At 69.7% G+C, this 19579-nt stretch carries 23 protein-coding genes; 9 read left to right on the forward strand and 14 right to left on the reverse strand.

Going from position 1 to position 19579, the window contains the following annotated elements:
* Window positions 1-104 precede the first annotated feature (104 nt).
* The 3 genes from EPO52_RS06330 to EPO52_RS06340 all read right to left on the reverse strand — a co-directional run bounded on the left by EPO52_RS06330 (window position 105) and on the right by EPO52_RS06340 (window position 2135).
* Window positions 105-1127 carry a hypothetical protein gene (locus EPO52_RS06330; RefSeq protein ID WP_290803615.1) on the reverse strand — a complete coding sequence of 341 codons (1023 nt, stop codon included), beginning with the start codon at window positions 1125-1127 and terminating at the stop codon, window positions 105-107.
* Between the two features lie 132 nt (window positions 1128-1259).
* Window positions 1260-1562: a DUF427 domain-containing protein gene (locus EPO52_RS06335; protein ID WP_290803619.1), complete on the reverse strand. Its 303-nt coding sequence runs from the start codon at window positions 1560-1562 to the stop codon at window positions 1260-1262.
* A 27-nt stretch (window positions 1563-1589) separates the two neighbouring features.
* Complete coding sequence (locus tag EPO52_RS06340; RefSeq protein WP_290803622.1) at window positions 1590-2135, reverse strand: hypothetical protein; 546 nt, start codon at window positions 2133-2135, stop codon at window positions 1590-1592.
* 28 nt (window positions 2136-2163) lie between these two features.
* Here EPO52_RS06340 and EPO52_RS06345 point away from each other — a divergent pair, with 28 nt between their 5' ends.
* The 3 genes from EPO52_RS06345 (at window position 2164) to EPO52_RS06355 (ending at window position 5175) form a co-directional block, all read left to right on the forward strand.
* The gene (locus EPO52_RS06345) at window positions 2164-2676 is read left to right on the forward strand and encodes a hypothetical protein (RefSeq protein ID WP_290803624.1); all 513 of its coding nucleotides are present in this window, start codon (window positions 2164-2166) and stop codon (window positions 2674-2676) included.
* Complete coding sequence (locus EPO52_RS06350; protein ID WP_290803628.1) at window positions 2673-3341, forward strand: DUF1684 domain-containing protein; 669 nt, start codon at window positions 2673-2675, stop codon at window positions 3339-3341. Before EPO52_RS06345 ends, EPO52_RS06350 begins: the two co-directional genes overlap by 4 nt.
* A 214-nt stretch (window positions 3342-3555) precedes the next feature.
* Window positions 3556-5175, forward strand: a complete 1620-nt coding sequence (locus EPO52_RS06355) for a DEAD/DEAH box helicase (protein ID WP_363339492.1) — start codon at window positions 3556-3558, stop codon at window positions 5173-5175.
* Between the two features lie 213 nt (window positions 5176-5388).
* On the opposite strand, the gene EPO52_RS06360 is transcribed toward EPO52_RS06355, so the two are convergent.
* A complete protein-coding gene (locus tag EPO52_RS06360) occupies window positions 5389-5982 on the reverse strand; it encodes a YdeI/OmpD-associated family protein (protein ID WP_290803635.1) in 594 nt (197 codons plus the stop codon).
* Window positions 5983-6013: 31 nt separating this feature from the next.
* Entirely contained in the window at window positions 6014-6553 is a 540-nt protein-coding gene (locus EPO52_RS06365) for an NUDIX hydrolase family protein (RefSeq protein ID WP_290803639.1), read from the reverse strand.
* Window positions 6554-6613: 60 nt separating this feature from the next.
* Between EPO52_RS06365 and EPO52_RS06370 the strand changes: the two genes are divergently transcribed.
* Window positions 6614-11332 carry an ATP-dependent helicase gene (locus EPO52_RS06370; RefSeq protein WP_290803642.1) on the forward strand — a complete coding sequence of 1573 codons (4719 nt, stop codon included), beginning with the start codon at window positions 6614-6616 and terminating at the stop codon, window positions 11330-11332.
* Window positions 11325-12104 carry a DNA-formamidopyrimidine glycosylase family protein gene (locus EPO52_RS06375; protein ID WP_290803645.1) on the forward strand — a complete coding sequence of 260 codons (780 nt, stop codon included), beginning with the start codon at window positions 11325-11327 and terminating at the stop codon, window positions 12102-12104. Before EPO52_RS06370 ends, EPO52_RS06375 begins: the two co-directional genes overlap by 8 nt.
* A gap of 13 nt (window positions 12105-12117) precedes the next feature.
* Here EPO52_RS06375 and EPO52_RS06380 read toward each other — a convergent pair whose 3' ends face one another.
* Entirely contained in the window at window positions 12118-12501 is a 384-nt protein-coding gene (locus EPO52_RS06380) for an MmcQ/YjbR family DNA-binding protein (protein ID WP_290803648.1), read from the reverse strand.
* A 68-nt stretch (window positions 12502-12569) separates the two neighbouring features.
* Between EPO52_RS06380 and EPO52_RS06385 the strand changes: the two genes are divergently transcribed.
* Window positions 12570-13292, forward strand: a complete 723-nt coding sequence (locus EPO52_RS06385; RefSeq protein ID WP_290803650.1) for an esterase — start codon at window positions 12570-12572, stop codon at window positions 13290-13292.
* Window positions 13292-13807 (forward strand): Cys-tRNA(Pro) deacylase, encoded by a 516-nt coding sequence (gene ybaK, locus EPO52_RS06390; protein WP_290803654.1) that lies wholly within the window; start codon window positions 13292-13294, stop codon window positions 13805-13807. Before EPO52_RS06385 ends, ybaK begins: the two co-directional genes overlap by 1 nt.
* A 136-nt stretch (window positions 13808-13943) precedes the next feature.
* Here ybaK and EPO52_RS06395 read toward each other — a convergent pair whose 3' ends face one another.
* The 3 genes from EPO52_RS06395 to EPO52_RS06405 all read right to left on the reverse strand — a co-directional run bounded on the left by EPO52_RS06395 (window position 13944) and on the right by EPO52_RS06405 (window position 15993).
* Entirely contained in the window at window positions 13944-14843 is a 900-nt protein-coding gene (locus tag EPO52_RS06395; protein WP_290803658.1) for a hypothetical protein, read from the reverse strand.
* 108 nt (window positions 14844-14951) lie between these two features.
* Window positions 14952-15773 (reverse strand): DUF2071 domain-containing protein, encoded by an 822-nt coding sequence (locus tag EPO52_RS06400; RefSeq protein ID WP_290803664.1) that lies wholly within the window; start codon window positions 15771-15773, stop codon window positions 14952-14954.
* 7 nt (window positions 15774-15780) lie between these two features.
* Window positions 15781-15993 carry a hypothetical protein gene (locus EPO52_RS06405; protein WP_290803668.1) on the reverse strand — a complete coding sequence of 71 codons (213 nt, stop codon included), beginning with the start codon at window positions 15991-15993 and terminating at the stop codon, window positions 15781-15783.
* 127 nt (window positions 15994-16120) lie between these two features.
* Between EPO52_RS06405 and EPO52_RS06410 the strand changes: the two genes are divergently transcribed.
* The gene (locus EPO52_RS06410; RefSeq protein WP_290806140.1) at window positions 16121-16930 is read left to right on the forward strand and encodes a thymidylate synthase; all 810 of its coding nucleotides are present in this window, start codon (window positions 16121-16123) and stop codon (window positions 16928-16930) included.
* Window positions 16927-17472, forward strand: coding sequence for a dihydrofolate reductase (locus tag EPO52_RS06415; protein WP_290803671.1), 546 nt, complete (start codon window positions 16927-16929; stop codon window positions 17470-17472). The genes EPO52_RS06410 and EPO52_RS06415 overlap by 4 nt, the downstream gene beginning before the upstream one ends.
* 7 nt (window positions 17473-17479) lie before the next feature.
* Here the strand turns inward: EPO52_RS06415 and EPO52_RS06420 are convergent, their stop codons facing one another.
* From EPO52_RS06420 to EPO52_RS06440, 5 genes are all read right to left on the reverse strand, one after another.
* Window positions 17480-17737 (reverse strand): hypothetical protein, encoded by a 258-nt coding sequence (locus tag EPO52_RS06420; RefSeq protein WP_290803674.1) that lies wholly within the window; start codon window positions 17735-17737, stop codon window positions 17480-17482.
* A 202-nt stretch (window positions 17738-17939) separates the two neighbouring features.
* Window positions 17940-18479 (reverse strand): peptide-methionine (S)-S-oxide reductase MsrA, encoded by a 540-nt coding sequence (gene msrA / locus EPO52_RS06425; RefSeq protein WP_290803676.1) that lies wholly within the window; start codon window positions 18477-18479, stop codon window positions 17940-17942.
* Window positions 18476-18937, reverse strand: coding sequence for a peptide-methionine (R)-S-oxide reductase MsrB (gene msrB / locus EPO52_RS06430; protein WP_290803679.1), 462 nt, complete (start codon window positions 18935-18937; stop codon window positions 18476-18478). Before msrB ends, msrA begins: the two co-directional genes overlap by 4 nt.
* 184 nt (window positions 18938-19121) lie before the next feature.
* Window positions 19122-19310: a hypothetical protein gene (locus EPO52_RS06435; RefSeq protein WP_290803681.1), complete on the reverse strand. Its 189-nt coding sequence runs from the start codon at window positions 19308-19310 to the stop codon at window positions 19122-19124.
* Window positions 19307-19552, reverse strand: a complete 246-nt coding sequence (locus EPO52_RS06440) for a hypothetical protein (RefSeq protein ID WP_290803684.1) — start codon at window positions 19550-19552, stop codon at window positions 19307-19309. Before EPO52_RS06440 ends, EPO52_RS06435 begins: the two co-directional genes overlap by 4 nt.
* Window positions 19553-19579: the final 27 nt, after the last annotated feature.

A 19579-nucleotide genomic window follows, 5' to 3' on the forward strand; every position in this document is an offset into this window, starting at 1 on the left:
AACGGCCCGGGTCAGAGCCAGCCCAGGACGGAACGGCCCGGGTCAGAGCCAGCCCAGGACGGAACGGCCCGGGTCAGAGCCAGCCCAGGACGGAACGGCCCGGGTCAGAGCCAGCCCAGGGTGGAGCGGCCCATGTCGTTGAACCAGAGGGAGTCGCCGACCATCGCGAGGTCCCAGGGGACGGCACCGCTGGGAGCGGTCTCGTAGGTGACGGTGCCGTGGGCATCCAGGACACCGATACCGCGATTGAGGTCGGTGAAGTAGAGCTGGCCGAGGGAGTCGAACGTGATCGATCGCGGGGCGATGTGCTCGAACGACCGCGCCGCGAGGGTCACCACCGCCACGGAATCGTCGGTGGCCACGTGCATCAAGGCGTTGTCACCGCCGACCCAGACGCTGCCATCGGGCGCCACCGCGATGTCGCTGAGCGCGCCCACGCCCACATCGATCATGCGAGTAGTGGTCGTGGCGGGATCGTAGACCCCGATCGAGGTGCCGCCGGAGACCGCGAACCAGACGCGCCCGTCGGGAGCGACATCGATCGAGTCGATCGTCGTCGCTCCGCCGAGGCGGGCGTAGTCGACCTCCCCACTCGGAAAGATGTAGCCGAGGCCGGCTGGGCCCGCCGCGAACCAGACACGGTCGATCCCGGCCGCGAGCGACGTGGCGTTGACTCGCGCGTCGTCGAGACGATATCTCTTCTCCAACCCACTGCCTGGGAAGATGCGGCCGATTGTGCGGTGTGCCTGATCGCTGAACCAGACGGTGCCATCCGGGCCGGCGACGATGCTGGTGACATGGGCTTTCGGGCCGGAGAGGCCGAAGACCCGTTCGCCTCCCGAGATGTCGATGCGAACGAGCTGATCGTGCGTGTAGTCGGCGTACCACAGCGAGCCGGCGGGGTCGACCGCGACCGTCGTGGGCAGCCCCCCTGGCGTCGCGGTCGCCGCCTCGTGCCAGGCCGACGAAACCGTGACGAGTGATGGCGCCGCCGCGCCCTCGTGAGCAGTCAGTGGGATGGCGGCGACCGGCGAGGACACGATGAGGCCGGCGGCGGGGGCCATCAACGCGAGGGCGAGCGCAGCCGCCGTGCTGCCACGGCCGAGTCGATTGGGGGATGTGGACACGGAGAACTCCTCAGGTCGACCGCCGACGATCGGCAGACGTGACCACGCTAAGAGAGCGAACGCGGGACCATACCCCAGTACTTTCTACTCAATCGTGCCGGGTGGATGCCCGAGCACGCTGAGCACACCGGCTCAGTCGGTGACCTGGACCTCTTTCCAGAAGGCCACGTAGTCGGTGAAGTCTTTGCCCACGCGGTCGAACGCCGTGGGGTAGGGATGCGGGTAGCTCCACGCGCGGTCTTGGAGGGACACATCACCGTTCTTCACGGTGAAGTACTGGCACTCGCCCTTCCAGGGGCAGGTGTACGGAGTGGGGCTCTTCTCGAGGAACTCGGCCTTCACGCTCGCCGGTGGGAAGTACCAGTTGCCTTCGATGGCGATCAGGTCTTCCTTCGGAGCTTCGGCGATGACGGTGCCATCCAGGACTGCCTTCATGATGTGACCTCCAATGTCACCCCAACGCTACGCCTTCGCGGCGACATCGGCGTCGGCGCCGGCGTCGATGCGGCAGGCCTCCACCATCTCGGCAGTGCGGCCCCGAGCCGCCCACTCGGCACCCGTGGCGGACGCCGTGACGAGATGGCCCACCGCACGGTGCAGGCTCGTGAAGGCGGCACACGCTGCCGCGGCCTCGGGCGAGGAGAAGTCGATGCCCCTGGCGGCGAGCGCGTCGACGACGGCACCGGCCACGAGGAAGTCCTCCACATTGAACGCCCGCGACGGGCCGGCCAGCGTGACGATGCTGACGATGGCGCGGTCGCCTCGTCGCGCCTGCACCTCGAGCACGTCGGCCGCGGCCCTCTCGCGCGTGCGGAACCCCACCACCCGCACGGTCGCATCCTCGAGCGGCGGAATCGCGGCCATGTCTCCGTCATCGAGCGCGTCGGCCACGAGCACGAGGTGCGCGGTGCCGGCCAGCTCCGGAACCTCGGCTGCCGGGACGCCGACGTGCAGACGCACCTGGTAGCGGGACTGCGAGTCGAGGAACTCGCTCGATGTGGTGGGCATCCGTCGATATTACGAGCACACTGGGGACGTGCGCGTGCTTCTGAAACTCGTCCTCGACTGTGATCCCGACGCGGCGTGGCGCGCCATCCGCAGCCCGGCGGTGTTCCGTGAGGTGTCGAGTCCGCTCGTGCAGATCGAATCGCTCGCCGCAGACGGGTTCCCGACCGTGTGGGAGCCGGGGCAGCATCCGGTCTCCATGCGCGGCGGCGGAGTGATCCCGATGGGGAAGCAGATCATCCGGCTGAACTTCGAGACCGCTCGCCACGGGTCGGTGCGCATCGTGCACGACTCGGGCCAGGGGGTCACGGGCGCGGTGAGCGCGGTGACGCTGTGGGATCACCGGATGGCGATCGCCCCCGATCCCGCCGGCACCGGCAAGACGCTGTACCGCGACCAGCTGATCGTGAAGGCGGGTCTGCTCACGCCCCTGGCCTGGTACAGCCTGTGGGCGTTCTGGCAGTGGCGCGGGCACAAGCTCCAGCAGCTGGCCCCCGGCTGGGCCTATGACCCCGGCACCGATGAACTCGAGGAGACCACATGAACGCCCGCGCCGACACCGCCCTGCAGACCGCCGACTGGCGGATGCGCGTATTCAGCATCTACGAGGAGGTGCGGCGGCTGCGCACCGTGGATGCGGCGGAGGCGCACGAGTTCTGGCGCGAGTCGCGCGACGACCTGTTCCGGCTGCATCCGGCATCCCCCCTTCTCGCCGAGGACCTTGCGGGATTCGCGGGATTGCCGATCGCTCCCTACGACCCCGCGTGGAGCTTCGAAGTGTCGATCGAGGAGGTGGGCGACGACGACCCGCGGCCTCGCGGCTTCGAGTTCGCCACCGGCACCGATGGCGTCGTGCCGTTCGAACTGCTCGGCCTCGCCCGCATCGAGGGTGTCGGCACGCTCGACGTCTGGCGGCTCGCCTCCTACGGCGGCGGCCTCTTCGTGCCGGTGAAGGATGCGCTCGCCGGCACCCCAGGGGGCACGTACGGCGGCGGCCGCTACCTCGTGGACACGATCAAGGGCGCGAGCCTGAACTCCAGCCCGATGCTCGGCATCGAGACCCCGCAGACGCTCGTGCTCGACTTCAACTTCGCCTACAACCCGTCGTGCGCGTACGACCCCGCCTGGGCTTGCCCGCTGGCGCAGCCCGGCAACCGGGTGACCGTGGAAATACCGGTCGGCGAGAGTTATCCCGGTTCCGTGCACTAGGCTGGTGGTACTCGAGGGCTCAATCGCGAGCCCCGTGCGTCGAAAGAACGCTCCCTCTTCACTCTGATCACAGCACCGGGCACCACTTGCCAGGCTGGATCACTTGCAGATACTTCTTGCGGCGAACGGATGCACCGTCGGTGCGTTCGCCATCATTCCGAGTGGGAATCGTTCAGACGTGCCACTCGGTCTCATGCCCCGAAAGGCACGCACTTTGTCCAACACCCCCTCATCCTTCGGCGCGCTCGGCGTGCCCGCTCCCCTCGTCACCGCCCTCACGGCGGCCGGGATCACGGAGCCCTTCCCCATCCAGGTCGACACCCTCCCCGACACTCTCAACGGGCGCGACGTGCTCGGCCGCGGTAAGACCGGCTCCGGCAAGACCCTCGCCTTCTCGATTCCCATGGTCGCCCGCCTCGCCGGCGCCCTCTCCGGCGGCAAGCGCCGCCCGGGCCGCCCGGTGGGCCTCATCCTCGCTCCCACGCGGGAGCTCGCCACCCAGATCGACGCCGTCATCGCGCCGCTCGCCAAGGCCTACGGCATGACCACCACCACGATCTTCGGCGGCGTTTCGCAGGGCCGTCAGGTCACCGCGCTGAAGGCCGGCGTCGACATCGTCGTGGCCTGCCCCGGTCGCCTCGAAGACCTCATGAAGCAGGGCTTCGTGTCGCTCGACGCCGTGGAGATCACCGTGCTCGACGAGGCCGACCACATGGCCGACCTGGGCTTCCTGCCCGTCGTCACGCGCATCCTCGACAAGACGCCCTCGACCGGTCAGCGCCTGCTGTTCTCGGCCACGCTCGACAACGGCGTGGACAAGCTGGTGCGCAAGTTCCTCCACAACGAGGTGCTGCACTCGGTCGACGAGGCGAACTCCCCCGTCGCCGCCATGACCCACCACGTGTTCGAGACCGAATCGGTGGAGTCGAAGCGCGTTCTGGTCGAGAAGCTCGCCTCGGGCACCGGCCGCCGCATCCTCTTCATGCGCACCAAGCACCACGCCAAGAAGCTCGCGAAGCAGCTGACGGATGCGGGCATCCCCTCCGTCGACCTGCACGGCAACCTCTCGCAGGTGGCCCGCGACCGCAACCTCGCGGCCTTCTCGGCCGGTTCTGTGCGGGTGCTCGTGGCGACGGATGTCGCGGCGCGCGGTGTGCACGTCGACGACATCGAGCTCGTCATCCACGTCGACCCGCCGGCGGAGCACAAGGCGTACCTGCACCGCTCGGGCCGCACCGCTCGTGCCGGCTCGGCCGGGGACGTGGTGACGATCATGCTCCCGGCACAGCGCAAAGACGTGAAGGACCTGCTCCGCAAGGCGGCCATCACCGTGACACCCGAGGTCGTCTCGGCCGAGTCGGCGTCGGTCAACGCGCTGGTGGGCGATGTGGCGGCGTACGTCAAGCCGGCACCGCGCACCACCAGCCAGCTCCCCGCCTCGGGTCAGCGCCGAACGGGCAATGACGGAACGGGTCGCGGCGGCGGACAGTCGCAGGGCGCGAACGCACAGCGCAAGCGCGCGCGACGCGGTGGCGCCGAGGGCCAGGGCGGTGCCGGTGGCGGCGCCCGTTCGGGCCAGGGCGGCAACGGCGGCGGTTCACGTCGTGGCGGTCAGGGCGGCAACGCCTCGGGCGGAAGCCGTTCGTTCTACAGCACCTCGTCGGGCAGCACCGGCGGCTCGGGCTCGGCATCGGGCTCGGGTTCGGGCGACGGCGGCGGACGCCGCGGTGGCCAGGGCGGCAATGGCGGCCAGGGCGGCAACGCCTCGGGCCGCCCGCGCCAGTCGGCGGCCAGCTTCTCGGCGGGCTCCGGCGGTGGACGCCGCTCCCGCTAGAGCCTCGCTCGCAGTCTCACTTGAACGGCCCGTCTCCTCGGAGGCGGGCCGTTCTCTCTGCGAGGGCGCGGGCGGCACCCGCATCCGTCACTTTTCGCGCGAAACCCGGGATTCTCGAACCAAAACTGACGGATCCCGGTGGATGGTGGCGGCAGGTTCGTCAGTTTCTGTTCGAAAACTCGGCTTTTTGGACAAATAGTGACGGATCTGCCGTCAGGGCTTGGCGGGGGGCTGGGGGTAGATGGTCTCGTGGGCGGCGAGCATGGCCACGAACTTCGCGATGCTGCGGGTGCGGGTCTCCGGGCGCTTGGCGTTGTGGAGGCGGAAGAGGATCGCGTAGCGGTTCTGCGCCGAGAGCGTGGCGAAGAAGGCGTCCGCCTCGGGATTCGCCCTCAGCGCCTCAGCCAGTTCGGGCGAGACCTCGATTGACTTCGACGAGGCGTAGGCCGCATCCCACCGGCCGTCGGCCATCGCCCGGTCGATCTCGCGCTGACCGCCCGCGCGCATCCGGCCGGCCTCGATGAGCATGGCCACCTTGTCGCGGTTCACCTGCGACCACAGGCTCCTGGCGCGGCGGAGGGTGAAGGTCTGCAGGAAGTAGTCGGCGTCGAGCGCGTTTCGGCGGGCGTCGATCCAGCCGTGGCAGAGGGCGACGTCGAGCGCCTCCTGGTGGCTCACCGTGGTGTGGGCGCTGCCCTTCTTCGCGATGCGCAGGCGTACACCGCCGATGGTCTCGGCGTTGACCTCGAGCCACGCCTCCCAGGCGGCGGCATCGATGAACTCGAGTTCGTTGTACTCGTCGGCCATGACGGTATCGGTGCTCGGATGCCCGGCGCGGCTAGATCAGCTTGCCCACGGAGGCGAGGGCGGAGCGGAGCAGCGAGCCGCGGCCGCCCTCCATCTCCTCGGACACGGCGGCGGAGGCTGCCTCCTCCGGCGTCATCCAGGTGAGCTCGAGCGCGTCCTGCCTCGGCTCGCAGGTGCCTGTGACGGGAACGACGTAGGCCAGCGACACGGCGTGCTGCCGCTCGTCGTAGAACGCCGACACCCCGGGGAGCGGGAAGTACTCGGCCACCTGGAAGGGCACCGGACTCGCGGGCAGCTGGGGGAATGCCATCGGCCCGAGGTCTTTCTCGAGGTGGCGGAAGAGTGCGTCGCGGAGGGTCTCGCCGTACATCACACGGCCTGAGACGAGCGTGCGGGCGATGGTGCCGCTCGATCCGACGCGGAGGAGCACGCCGACCTCGACCACCTGGCCGAGCCCGTCGACCCGCACCGGCACGGCCTCGACGTAGAGCAGGGGCAGGCGCTGCCTGATCTCCGCGAGTTCGCTGTCACTCAACCAGCCGGAGTTGGGGTCAGGGGTGCGCACGCTCATAGTTCATTGTTGCGCACCGGGGCCGATGCCGTTGTCAGCGGCATGGGTGAGGATTGGGGGATGGTCGAAGCGCTCGACGGCTTCTCCCCCGCGACCCGAGAATGGTTCCTGGGGGCGTTCCGCGCGCCGACCGCCGCGCAGGAGGGTGCCTGGAACGCGGTGTCGAGCGGGGCGCACGCACTCGTCGTGGCCCCGACGGGGTCGGGCAAGACCTTGGCGGCCTTCCTCTGGGCGCTCGACCGCCTGGCTTCGAGCGGCGCGACGGATGGCGCGGTCACGGCCGGCGCGGCTTCCCGAGCGCCGGGCGGCGAGCGCAAGACCTCCGTGCTCTACGTGTCACCGCTCAAGGCGCTGGCGGTCGACGTCGAACGCAACCTGCGTGCGCCGCTCGTCGGCATCACCCAGACGGCCAAGCGGATGGGCGCCACTCCCCCGGTGATAACCGTGGGCGTGCGCTCGGGCGACACCCCTGCGAACGAGCGGCGGGCGCTGGCGAAGACACCACCCGACATCCTCATCACCACGCCCGAGTCGCTCTTCCTGATGCTCACCTCGGCCGCACGCGAATCGCTCTCCGAGGTCACCACGGTGATCATCGACGAGGTGCACGCGGTGGCGGCCACGAAGCGCGGCGCACATCTCGCCGTGAGTCTCGACCGGCTCGACATGCTCCTCGCCCAGCCCGCACAGCGCATCGGCCTCTCGGCCACCGTGCGTCCTCGCGAAGAGGTGGCGCGCTTCCTGGCCGGCGGGCGGCCCGTCACCATCGTGGCTCCGCCCTCGACCAAGAAGTTCGACCTGCGCGTCGTCGTTCCGGTGGAGGACATGACGCAGATCCCCGCGCCCGAGCGTTCGCTCGAGGGCTCCGCGGCGGGAGCGGATGCGCCCGAGCAGGGCTCGATCTGGCCCCACGTCGAAGAGGACATCGTCGACCGCATCCTCGAGCACCGGTCGTCGATCGTGTTCGCGAATTCACGACGGCTCGCGGAGCGGCTCACGGCTCGACTCAACGAGATCTTCGCCGAACGGATGGGCGAGGCATCCGGAGGCCCCTCTGAACCCCACGCCGAGGCCGGAACCGAGGTTGCTGCGAACCGCACCCCGGCCCGCCCGCCCGCCCAGTCGATGGGGCAGGCCGGCCAGACCGAGGGCGCCGAACCCGTTCTCGCACGGGCCCACCACGGCTCGGTGAGCAAAGAGCAGCGGGCCATCATCGAAGACGACCTGAAGTCGGGCCGGCTGCGGTGCGTGGTGGCCACCTCGAGCCTCGAGCTGGGCATCGACATGGGCGCTGTCGACCTGGTGATCCAGGTCGAGGCTCCGCCGTCGGTGGCGAGCGGACTGCAGCGGGTGGGCCGAGCCGGCCATCAGGTGGGCGAGGTGTCGAAGGGGCTGCTCTATCCGAAGCACCGGGCCGACCTCATCCATTCCGCCGTGGTGGCCACGCGCATGTCGGAGGGGCTCATCGAGAGCATCTCCATCCCCGCGAATCCGCTCGACATCCTGGCCCAGCAGACCGTCGCGGCGTGCGCCCTCGAGCCGATCGACGTCGAGGAGTGGTTCGACGTGATGCGGCGGAGCGCGTCGTTCACGAACATGCCCCGTTCGGCATACGATGCCACACTCGACCTGCTGGCCGGCCTGTACCCTTCCGACGAGTTCGCCGGGCTGCGCCCCCGCCTGGTGTGGGACAGAGATGCAGGCACGCTCACCGGACGGCCGGGGGCTCAGCGCCTCGCCGTGACGAGTGGCGGAACCATCCCCGATCGCGGTCTGTTCGGCGTGTTCATGGTGGGCGGCGAGCCGAAGGATGCCGACCCCTCATCCGGCTCCCCGCGTTCGGCACCAGGCCGGCGCGTGGGCGAACTCGACGAGGAGATGGTGTACGAATCGCGCGTGGGCGACGTGTTCGCGCTGGGTGCGACGAGCTGGCGCATCAACGAGATCACCCACGACCAGGTGCTCGTGACGCCCGCGTTCGGCCAGCCCGGGCGGTTGCCGTTCTGGCGGGGTGAGGGGCTCGGGCGGCCCGCCGAGCTCGGCCTGGCCATCGGGGAGTTCACGCGCACGGTCGCCTCCGCGAGCCCGGAGGAGGCCGAGGTGCTGGCCGAGCACGCGGGTCTCGATGCCTGGGCCGCGAGCAACCTCGTGGCCTTCGTGACCGAGCAGCGCGACGCCACCGGGCACGTGCCGAGCGACAAGACCCTCGTGGTGGAACGCTTTCGCGATGAACTGGGCGACTGGCGCGTCATCCTGCATTCCCCGTTCGGCATGCCCGTGCACTCGCCGTGGGCGCTTGCGATCAATGCGCGCATCCGGGAGCGGTTCGGGATGGATGCGAACGCCGTGGCCAGCGACGACGGCATCGTGGTGCGGCTGCCCGACACCGATGGCGAGCCGCCCTCTGCCGAACTCTTCCTCTTCGACGCGGCCGAGCTCGAGCAGATCGTCACCGAGGAGGTGGGCGGGTCGGCACTGTTCGCCTCACGCTTCCGTGAGAACGCCGCCCGCGCGCTCCTGCTCCCGCGGCAGAATCCCGGCCGGCGGTCTCCGCTCTGGCAGCAGCGACAGCGGTCGGCCCAGTTGCTCGAGGTGGCCCGCAAGTACCCGAGCTTCCCGATCGTTCTGGAGACGGTTCGGGAGTGCCTGCAAGACGTCTACGACCTACCGGCGCTGCTCGGCATCGCCCGCGATCTGGAGGCACGCCGCATCCGCGTGGTGGAGACGGAGTCGGCCGAGGCGTCGCCGTTCGCCCGGTCGCTGCTGTTCGGGTACGTCGCGTCGTTCGTGTACGAGGGTGACAGCCCGCTGGCCGAGCGCCGGGCCGCTGCGCTCTCGCTCGACCCGAGTCTGCTCTCCGAACTGCTGGGGCGGGCGGAGCTGCGCGAGCTGCTCGACCCCGGCGTCATCGTCGACACCCAGCGCGAACTGCAGCGCCTCACCGACGAGCGCAAGGCACGCGACATCGAAGGCGTCGCCGACCTGCTCCGGATGCTCGGGCCGCTCACCACCGAGGAGGTGGGCGAACGCTCGCGCGAGTTCGATGTGCGGGGCGCCCTCGACGAGCTCGTGCTCTCGAAGCGGGCGCTGCGCGTGACGTTCGCAGGCGCCGAGTGGTGGGCACCGATCGAAGACGCCGGGAGGTTGCGCGACGCCCTCGGTGTGCCGATCCCGTTCGGGGTGCCCGATGCCTTCATCGCGCCGGTCGAGCATCCGGTGCACGATCTCGTGAGCCGCTACGCGCGCACCCACGGGCCCTTCCTCGCTCAGGAAGCAGCATCCCGTTTCGGTCTGGGTGTGGCCGTGGTCACCGAGGCGCTGCGCCGGCTCGCGGTCGACCGGCGGGTGATCGAAGGGGAGTTCCGGCCCAGCGGTCTCGCGGTCGACACCGCCCTCCTCGGCCAGTCGGGCGGCACGGAATGGTGCGATGCCGAGGTACTGCGCCGGCTGAGAAGCCGCTCGCTGGCCGCACTGCGCCACGAGGTGGAGCCCGTGCCCATCACCACTCTCGCCCGGTTCCTGCCGGCCTGGCAGCACGTGGGCGGCACGCTGCGCGGAACGGATGGCGTGCTCACGGTGGTGGAGCAGCTCGCCGGAGTGCCGGTTCCGGCCTCCGCGTGGGAGACGCTCGTGTTCCCCGCCCGGGTGCGCGACTACAGCCCAGCCATGCTCGACGAGCTCACCGCCTCGGGCGAGGTCGTCTGGTCGGGGCGAGGGAGCCTGCCCGGCAGCGACGGGTGGGTGGCCTTCCACACGCTCGACACCCTCCCGGTGTCCGGCGTGCCCGCCGAGGAGTTCGACGACACCGAGGTGCACCGCGCGCTCCTCGCCGCGCTCGCGGGAGGTGGCGCCTACTTCTTCCGCGCCCTCGCCGACCAGCTCGTGGCGGCGCTCGATGGCGAGGCGCCCGCCGACTCGGCCGTGGTCGATGCGCTGTGGGACCTCGTGTGGGCCGGTCTCGTCACCAACGACACGGTCGCACCGCTCCGCACGCTCACCGGCTCGGGCTCCTCAGCCCACAGCACGAAACGCCCCGCGCCCCGCTCGCGCATGTACCGCGGGCGCAGCCTCGCGCGCGCGTCGATGCAGACGCGAGTGGGCCCCCCGACCGCCGGCGGCCGGTGGTCGCTGCTGCCCGAACCCACGAGCGACCCCACGATCAGGGCCGCCGCCACCGCCGAACTGCTGCTCGACCGGTACGGCGTGGTCACCCGGGGCTCAGTGGTGAGCGAGCGGGTGCCCGGTGGCTTCGCCCTGGTCTACCGCGTGCTCAGCCAGTTCGAGGAGGCGGCCCGCTGCCGCCGTGGCTATTTCGTGGAGTCGCTCGGCGCAGCTCAATTCGCCACGGGCGGCACGATCGACCGGCTGCGCGGCTTCGCACCGGATGCCGTCGGCCGCGACAGCGGCCGCGACCGGCCGCCTGAGGCGCTCACCCTCGCGGCCACCGATCCCGCCAACCCCTACGGCGCCGCGCTGCCCTGGCCCGCCACCGAGGGCCATCGACCCGGCCGCAAGGCGGGCGCGCTCGTCGCGGTGGTCGACGGCGAGCTGGTGCTCTATCTCGAGCGAGGGGGCAAGACGGCATTGGCGTTCAGCGATGACGAGGGCCTGCTCTCATCCGCTGCTCGGTCGATCGCGGCGGCGGTGACCGCGGGCCGGGTCGACAAGCTGGCGGTGGAGAAGGTCAACGGCGAATTCGTGCTCGGCACCCCCCTCGGCACCGCCCTCGAGGTGGCGGGCTTCACCGGCACACCGCGAGGGCTGAGGCTCCGTGCCTGAGGGCGATACCGTCTACCGATCGGCGGTGCACCTGGATGCCGCTCTGCGTGGGCGGGCATTGACCGTGTGCGACGTGCGTGTGCCGAAGTACGCCTCCGTCGATCTCACAGGCGAGGTGGTGGAGGGCGTCGTCTCGCGCGGCAAGCATCTGCTCACGCGGGTGGGCGGGTACAGCATCCACTCGCACCTGAAGATGGAGGGCTCGTGGCACATCTATCGCCACGGCACCCGCTGGCGGCGGCCCGCCTACCAGGCGCGCATCGTGCTCGAGAACGAGGAGTGGGTGACCGTGGGCTTCGATCTCGGCACACTCGAGATCGTGCCGCGGGAGGAGGAAGACGAACTGGTGGGCCACCTCGGGCCCGATCTGCTCGGTGCCGATTGGGACGCCGCTGAGGCCGTGCGCCGTCTGGCCGCCCAGGGCTCGCGCGAGATCGATGTGGCACTGCTCGACCAGCGCAATCTCGCGGGGCTCGGCAATGTCTACGCCAATGAGCTGTGCTTTCTGCGGGGTGTGCTGCCACAGCGTGCGGTGGCGGATGTCGCGGCGCTGCCGAAAGTGGTCGACCTCGCTCACCGGCTGATCACCGCCAACCGGGACCGGGTCGAGCGCACCACCACCGGAGATCTGCGCCCCGGTCGGCAGACCTGGGTGTACGGGCGGGAGGGCAAGCCGTGCCGACGGTGCGGTACGCCGATCGTGAAGGGTGCGCTCGGGGCGAACGACCTGGCGCTCCGGGACACCTATTGGTGCCCGCACTGCCAGACCTGACCGGCGAGTCGCCTCAGTCGGCACCCCGCGCATCGAGCAGTTTCAGCTGGCGCTTGAGGGCGACCTGCCGGTAGGAGGTGTCGAGCAGTTCGGCCACGAAAGCCCAGTCGGTGCGGTCGTCGAGCTCGAGGGCGAGCCATCCGGAAGGCCCGAAATACGGCGGAACGAACACGTCCGAGAGCTCGAGCAGCGCGGGATGCTCCTCGGGATCGGGCTTGAACACGAGCGTGTGCGCGCGGTCCATCATCGCTCCGGCCACCGCGAAGATCTTCTTGCCGGCCCGGAACGTAGGCCGGCCCCACGCCTCGACCTCGATGCTCTCGGGGAACGGCGCACAGAGGGCGCGCAGCCGTTCGACCATCGGGTCGTCGGCCTCGAAGAGCGGCGGATGCGACATGCCTCGCAGGATACCGCTGCGCGGGCGGGCGCGGCAGGGGTGCCCGCCGCCGGTGTTAGATTCGGCGGGTGAGCGAATCATCCGTGCCTTCTCTGCAGATCGACGACGACGCCGTGGTGTGGTCGGTGCCCCGCTCCGAGATCTCCGAGCGGCTCTCCGACGAGCCGCTCGTGATCGTGATGCACGGGCGCGGATCGCACGAGAACGATCTGCCCTCACTCTTCCCGCTGCTGCCCTCCGGCGTGGTGTACGCCTCACTGAGGGCGCCGATCTCGGGGGCTTCTTACGGCCTCGGCGGATGGACCTGGTTCCCGCTCGACGTGCCCGACGGGCCGGCCCCCGCTGATGTGAGCGCTGCCGCTCACGCGGTGCTCCACTGGGTCGACCGGGTCGAGGCGGAGTTCGGCGCACCGGCAGCCCTCGCGGCGCTCGGGTTCTCGCAGGGCGGCATGATGTCGATCCAGCTTCTGCGCGAGGCACCCTACCGATTCGCCGCCGCGGTCGATCTCTCGGGGGTCGCGGCCGGAGGCTCGGTGCCCGGAGACGAGGTTCTGGCCGCGCGACGCCCGCCGCTGTTCTGGGGGCGCGACGTCGACGACCCGATCATCGCGGCATCCGGTGTGGCGCACACGCAGACGTGGGCGCCTTCGCATTTCTCGGTGACCGCCCGCGAGTACGCAGGGATCGCGCACTCGATCTCTCCGTCCGAGCTCGACGACGTGGCTGCCTTTCTCCGCGAGGTGCTGCCGCTGGATGTCGCCGACCAGGTTCCGTCGGAGCTCGGCGACTGATGGCGAAGAAGGCAGGGCGGGCATCCGGGAGCGGCGCATCCGGACCGTCGACGGCGGCGACCGTGGCGCTGGAGCGGGCCGGTATCTCCTACACGCCGCATGTCTACGTGCACGATGCCGCCTCCTCGGATTTCGGCGCCGAGGCGGCGCGCGAACTCGGGGTCGACCCGTCGCGGGTGTTCAAGACGCTCATGATCGACACCGATCAGGGGCTCGGCATCGGCATCGTCGCGGTGCGCGACCAGCTCGACGTGAAGGCGCTGGCCGGTGAGCTCGGTGCGAAGAAGGCGGCGATGGCCGACAAGGCCGTGGCCGAGCGCAAGAGCGGCTACGTGGTGGGCGGCATCAGTCCTGTGGGGCAGAAGACACGGCTGCCGACGGTTGTCGACGAGACGGCATTCGGGTTCGACACGATCTTCGTGTCGGGCGGGCGGCGCGGGTTCGACATCGAGATCGCACCGGACGACCTGCTGGCGGCGACCGCGGGGCGACGGGCGAGCATCCGGCGCAGCTGAGCCCCGCGGGTTCACCTGTGTGCTCTGGCAGAGACGACGGAGTTTCGGGGCGGATCGCGAAAACGACGGAGCACCGGCCCGTTACGACCTCGGACCTCCGTCGATCTGTGCGGGGATGGGGGCGGGGCCGCTCAGGTCAGGCGGGGTGGTCGTCGGGGGCGGTGCCCTCGACGATCCGGGACGCCCAGCGGCGGAGGAAGACGGCGCCCGCGGCATCGTTCGTGAGTGCCGCCGCCGCCGTGAGAACGGGGTAGGGCTTCTCGGGCACGCCGTCGGCCGGACGCACGTCGACGTGGGCGATCTCGTAGTCGGCTGCGTGCAGCCAGTCGGCCATGGCGTAGTCGACGCGGGAGTCGCCCATCGTGCGCCACACGGCGGGCACGGGGCCGGAGGCCGCCACGAGGGTGAGGGCGCGCTCGGCACCGAAGTCTTTGCCGACCCGCACCGACTCGATGTCGGTGGAGATGATCGAGGGATCGAGACGGATGCTGATGCTCCCGTCGGGCGCCGGGTGCCGCTCATTCCTCCACATCGTGCCGAGACCCGATTCTGTGCACAGATCGATGACCGCGCGGTCGATCACCGACTGCTGCGCGAGATAGTCGTCGGAGGCGACATCCAGTCGCTGTTCGACCGCGATCATGGTGCGCTTCGTGCGGTCGAAGAACACCGTGTCGGCGAAGCGTTCGGTGACGAGGTCGTCGACCGCCGTCACCAAGTCGGGGTAGGGGAAGAGGGATTCATCGATGGACAGGTCGCCGGCGCCGGTGGGAGTGATGCGGAACCACGACCCGCCTTTTTCGCACACGCCGAACACGCGGGCGTGGGGCAGGAGTCCGCCCTCGACGAGCGGGCCCACCACCTCGTCTTTCAGGAACTGGTCGGAACGGCCCGTGTTGAACACCACGGGAACGCCCGCGTTGGCGAGCGCCACGATGTCGGTGGCGATCGACGGGATGGCGATGCTGCGAGTGACCGGGCTGGCCACCGGCCCGTCGACATCGAGGAGGAGACCGAGGGCGGGCACGTCTGACATCACTGCTCCATTATCCCGGGAGACGAACGAGGCGGTCGCCCGGTCTCGGCCGGCCGGCCACGCACGGGAGGCCCGGACCCGGGGCCTCGCGAGCCACGAGCGACGCGGTCAGAGCGGGAGCGCGCGGCCGAAGCCCGTGTGCACCCCGGGCGAGAAGAGCACGGAGTCGGGGGCACGGTCGGCGAGACCTGGGAATCCAGCGGCGGCGAGGAGTTCGTCGTCGAGGAAGCGCAGCTCGGCATCCACGATCTGCCAGGGCTCGTGCTCGTTCGGGATGTAGCGGGTGCGCCCTCCACGGGCGACGTGAAGGCCCCAGCGTGCGGTGAGGAACACCGCGAGGTCATCGGTGGAGCGATCCGCCGTGCCCGGGCGGGCATCCACCCGGCAGTGCGGGCCGGGTGCGCCTCCGAAGCCGTTCTCGCCGAGACGCTCAGATCGATAGCTGATGACACCGTCGGCCGCCGTCGAGATCGACATCCGCGCCCAGCGGTACGGAAGGCCGAACAGCGCGTGGGCGGCGCTCACCGCGGCGAGCCGCGAGGACTCGAGTGAGGAGAACACCACACCGTGGCGGCCCGCGTCGTCGACGGAATAGAGACGCACGTTGATCTCGGGGAAGGTTCCCGCATAGGGGATGGGTCCGAGCGAGCGGAAGCCCGGGGCGGTCGCGTTGGCGAGCCGGAACGGGATGAGGCCCACCCACGCCGATCCGTCGAACACGTCGGGGCGCGACCCCGGCGGCAGGTGCGGTGCCACCAAGGCGGGGTCGACCCGCCAGTGCAGGAAGGTGAGCGACTGCCAGTCCTGCTCGTGCAGCGCACCTCCCTTGAGGGGCGGTGCGGTGAGCGACAAAGTGGCGGGAAGGCGGGACGACGAGGTCTCGGATGCCAGCGATGGCTCCGGCGACGACGACTCCGGCGAGGGGATCACGGCTGGCTCAGTCGTCCGCGTCGATGCCGATCACGGCGAGGTCGACACCCGGGCTCAGCAGGATGTCAGCGCGCTTGTACTTGCCCTCGCCGACGTTCACCTCGAGCCAGCTGGGCTCGGCCGCCGCCACTGCGGCACGGATCTGCTCCTTCATCTCATCGACATCCCGGCCCGACACGGAGTACTGCTTTCCGCCATAGATGATGTTGATCCGCTTCACCGCGCACTGCCTTTCTTCGGGTGTCTCTCGCCGGTCATCGCCCGGCGTCGCCCTAGGGTACTTCGACTCGGCACCCACCGTCGCACATCCGGGCCGGATTCGCTCTACGCTCGATGCTGTGACCACCGTGAGCCCGAAAACCGCCTCGCCCTACGAAGACCTGCTGCGTGACACTCTCGAGCACGGCACGCTGAAATCCGACCGCACGGGCACCGGTACCCGGAGCGTCTTCGGCCGCCAGCTGCGGTTCGATCTCGCCGAGGGATTCCCGCTCATCACCACGAAGCGCGTGCACTTCAAGTCGATCGCCTATGAGCTGCTCTGGTTCCTGCGGGGCGAGGGCAACGTGCGCTGGCTGCAGGAGAACGGGGTCACGATCTGGGACGAGTGGGCCGACGAGAACGGCGAACTCGGCCCGGTGTACGGGGTGCAGTGGCGCTCGTGGCCGAACCCCGAGGGCGGTCAGATCGACCAGATCTCGCAGGTGATCGACACCATCCGCACCGACCCCGACTCGCGCCGCATGATCGTCTCGGCCTGGAACGTGGCCGAGATCCCGCAGATGGCGCTCGCACCGTGCCACGCGCTCTTCCAGTTCTACGTGGCCGACGGCAAGCTCTCCTGCCAGCTCTACCAGCGCAGCGCCGACCTCTTTCTCGGCGTGCCCTTCAACATCGCGAGCTACGCCCTGCTCACGCACCTCATCGCGGCGCAGACGGGCCTCGGCGTGGGCGACTTCGTGTGGACGGGGGGCGACTGCCACATCTACGACAACCACGTCGATCAGGTGCGCACGCAGCTGGAGCGCGAGCCGTTCCCCGCTCCGACGCTGCACCTCACACGCGAGCGGGCCAGCATCTTCGACTACGAGTACGGCGACCTCGAGATCGTGGGTTACGAGCACCACCCCGCCATCCGCGGAGCCGTCGCGGTATGAGCGATTCGGGCAGCATCGCCGTCGCCCTCATCTGGGCCGAGGCCCGGAACGGCGTCATCGGCCACGACGGGTCGATCCCCTGGCACGTGCCCGAAGACCTCGCCCACTTCCGCGCGGTGACGGATGGCTCCACCGTGGTGATGGGCCGCCGCACCTGGGACTCGCTCCCGCCCCGCTTCCGCCCGCTGCCGGGACGGCGCAACGTCGTGGTCACGCGCCAGACCGGCTGGCACGCGGAGGGCGCCGTCGTCGCACACTCCCTTGAGGAGGCGCTGCGGGAGGCGGGCACGGGCGGCCACAGCACCACGTGGGTGATGGGTGGCGGAGAGATCTACCGTCAGGCGTTGCCGTTCGCAACCCGAGTGGAGATCACGGAGGTCGACCTCACGATCGAGGGCGACACGCGGGCACCCGGACTCGGCGCCGACGGCTGGCACCGCACACCCACACCGCCGGCTGGCTGGCTGGAGTCGCGAAGCGGCATCCGCTACCGCTTCATCAGCTGCATCCGTACAACACCCGAGCTGATGCCGCCCGCCTGAGCGCCGTTCACTCGTAGACGTGCGCCACGGTCCAGTGCGGTGTGCCGTGCTGCCGCACCAGATCGAACACATGGCTGACCCCGGCCTCGTCGGTGGCCTGGAACCGCCACGCCGCGAAGTCGGGTGCATGCGTGCCCCAGTAGAGCCCCTCGGGCTCCGTGGGGCGATCGCTCACCCGCCATCGCCGCCCGTGCCACATCATGCGGATCGGTACGGCCTCGGAGAACCACAGCACAGCGGTCTCGGTCAGATCGATGGTGCTCATGCACGCCTCCAGACATTCGAAAGTATGTTCGAATGTCCATCATGAGCCCTGTCGATGCGACACGCCAAGAACGGGCGTACGGTCGCATGAAGAAGCGGAGAGCGAGACCGGGATAGGGTCGCTCTCCGCTTCATCACGATGATATCGGCCGGGATTCTCCGCCGAGGGGGCTTGACTCTCCCCCTCGATGGCCGCTAGCGGACTAGCTCGCGGCGGACGCCGATGTCGCCTCCTGCGAGCGCCGCGGCAGGGTCCAGCCCGGCCGCACGTAGTGGCAGGTGTACCCGTTGGGGTAGCGCTCGAGGTAGTCCTGGTGCTCGGGCTCGGCCTCCCAGAACGCACCCGCCGGGCTCACCTCGGTCACGACCTTGCCCGGCCAGAGACCCGAGGCGTCGACATCCGCGATGGTGTCCTCGGCCACGGCCCGCTGGTCGGCGTTCTCGTAGAAGATGCCGGAGCGGTAGCTGGTGCCCACGTCATTGCCCTGGCGGTTCTTGGTCGACGGGTCGTGGATCTGGAAGAAGAACTCCAGCAGCTCGCGGTAGCTCGTTCGCGTGGGATCGTAGGTGATCTCGATCGCCTCGGCATGGCTCCCGTGGTTGCGGTACGTGGCGTTCGGCACATCGCCGCCCGTGTAGCCGACGCGGGTGTCGAGCACGCCAGGGCGCCGGCGGATCAAGTCCTCCATGCCCCAGAAACAGCCGCCGGCGAGGATCGCCTTCTCGGTGGTGGTGGTCGTCATCGTGCGTTCTCCTTGGTGTCGAAAAGTGCGGTGAAGTCGCCGTAGCCCTCGGCCTCGAGATCCTCGAGCGCCACGAAGCGCAGCGCGGCGGAGTTGATGCAGTAGCGCAACCCGCCCGCCTCGCGCGGCCCGTCGGGGAAGACGTGCCCGAGATGGCTGTCACCGTGGGTCGAACGAACCTCGGTGCGTGCCATCCCCCAGCTGCGGTCGGTCTTCTCGACCACATTGCTGCGATCGATCGGGGCGGTGAAGCTCGGCCAGCCCGATCCGCTGTCGTACTTGTCGACGGATGCGAACAGCGGCTCTCCCGACACGACATCGACGTAGATGCCGGGCTGGTGATTGTCCCAGTACTCGTTGCGGAACGCGGGCTCGGTCTGGTCGTCCTGCGTCACACGGAACTGCTGGCGGGTGAGGCGGGAAATCGCCTCGGGGGTCTTGCGGTACTCCTGTGTCACGGTGAAGCTCCTCGGGGTTTCGCGCCACTGGATGCGGCGGTCATTGACTAGAACGTCCGTTCTTCCCGTTTTGGTCCCGAGCGGTTCGGCTCTCAGCTGAATCCCAGCCTCAGTCCGGTCTCCTCCGCCCAGCACGCCGGGACGGTCGGGTGCGGAGGAGACCACGCCCGACCGACCACGGCGTTCACACGAGGTCGGGGTCACCGCCCGGGCGCACCGGTGAATCGTCGCGGATGTCGATCCGCACGGCTCCCTCCGCCGTCTCCGACACGTCGATGCGGGGTCGCGCGTCGTCGTCGGTCGACTTCGGCGCGGCGGTGAGCTGATCGCGCCGCTTCTCCTCGGCGGAGCGCTCGCCCGCGGACTCCGTCACTCTTCCTGCTTCAGGGCGATCCCGATGGCGAAGAACGTCGGCGCCCAGTGGCCGATGAAGATGCCCCAACGGTCGGACTGCGCCTTGTCGTCGCTCTTCTTGCCGCGCGACACGAGCCACGCGACCAGCGAGATCACGATCGAGGCGAAGCCCGCCAGGTAGGCGTGCTTGCTCTGGATGCCGAGATCGTGCACGAACTCGATGGGGTCGAAACCGACCTTCTGGATGTCTTTCTTGGCCATGGGGTTTCCTCTCGAAGCGGGCACGAA

The organism is Herbiconiux sp., assembly GCF_004297105.1.
In the GTDB taxonomy this organism is placed as follows: Bacteria; Actinomycetota; Actinomycetes; order Actinomycetales; family Microbacteriaceae; genus Herbiconiux.